This is a genomic window from Desulforhopalus singaporensis (genome assembly GCF_900104445.1).
Lineage (GTDB): Bacteria > Desulfobacterota > Desulfobulbia > Desulfobulbales > Desulfocapsaceae > Desulforhopalus_A > Desulforhopalus_A singaporensis.
This window is the reverse complement of sequence record NZ_FNJI01000119.1, coordinates 1-1130: the sequence shown is the minus strand read 5'-3', so window position 1 is coordinate 1130 and position 1130 is coordinate 1. Positions and strand designations below refer to the sequence as shown.

Genomic DNA, 1130 nt, shown 5'->3' with positions numbered 1-1130 from the left:
CTTTAAAATAACAAAATTAATGGAACCCCCTTTTTACTTTTTGGGGGTCATTTTTGGACGCTGACAGGGGGGTCAATTTTGAATGCTGATTGACATTTTAGAAGGCGCGCTCACAAAGGCGGGGTTGTTGAGCGCAAAAAAATGATCGACCGCACGCACCAGGTCTCTATAAGTCGCCAAGCGAAATTACTCAACATATCTCGAGGCAGCGTGTATTACCAGCCAAAGCCAACCAGCCAGGGCAGATCTTGAGATAATGCGTAGGATGGATGAGATACATCTTGAGCATCCTTTCATGGGCTCTCGAATGCTTCGTGACCAGCTCAATAGGCGAGGCTTCAAGGTTGGACGCGGGCATGTAAGGACGCTAATGAAGAAGATGGGGATTGAGGCCCTTTACCAAAGACCTCGAACGAGCAAGAAGCAACCAGGTCATAAAATCTAACCCTATCTTCTGAGGGGCAAGGTTATTGACCGCGCCAATCAATTATGGGCACTGGATACGACGTATATCCCCATGGCCAAAGGCTATGTGTACTTGATAGTTGTGGTGGACTGGGCAAGTCGAAAGGTACTTGCATCCAAAGTTGCCATTACCCTGGAAGCTGCTCATGCAGTTGATGTATTGCAAGAAGCATTTAATAGGTATGGCAAGCCTGAGATAGTCAATACTGACCAAGGTAGCCAGTTTACTGCACATGAATTTATTCAGGCAATAAAAGACCAAGGCTGCAAGATCAGCATGGATGGGAAAGGAGCATGGAGAGACAATATCTTCGTTGAAAGGTTATGGAAGACCGTCAAATACGAACGAGTCTACCTCTACGCTTATGATTCAGTTAACGAGGCAAGGTTGTCGATTATGCAGTATCTTGCCTGGTACAATCAATCGAGGCCACATTCAAGTCTGGGAAAAATGACACCAGACGAGGCCTATGGAGCTATGCTGCCCGCGGTACCCTTGGCAGCATAAAAAGGGCAGGAAGTCCACCTAAGAAACAGCTACTGACTGTTCAAACAAACTAAACCAGCTCTGAAAGCACCAACGGGAAGTTGAGAATTTTCTTTCTTCCACCATACGCACCAGAGCTGAATCCTGATGAGCATGTATGGAATTATCTGAAAAATCA

At 46.0% G+C, this 1130-nt stretch carries 1 protein-coding gene and 1 pseudogene; both read left to right on the top strand.

The genetic code is table 11. The features are described from left to right. Positions 1-96: 96 nt before the first annotated feature. Positions 97-973 (top strand): annotated as a pseudogene (locus BLQ17_RS23345) (IS3 family transposase); the annotation flags it as partial. A gap of 80 nt (positions 974-1053) precedes the next feature. After that, the coding region (locus BLQ17_RS23615) for a transposase (RefSeq protein ID WP_218121892.1) at positions 1054-1130 on the top strand (77 nt) is incomplete at its 3' end.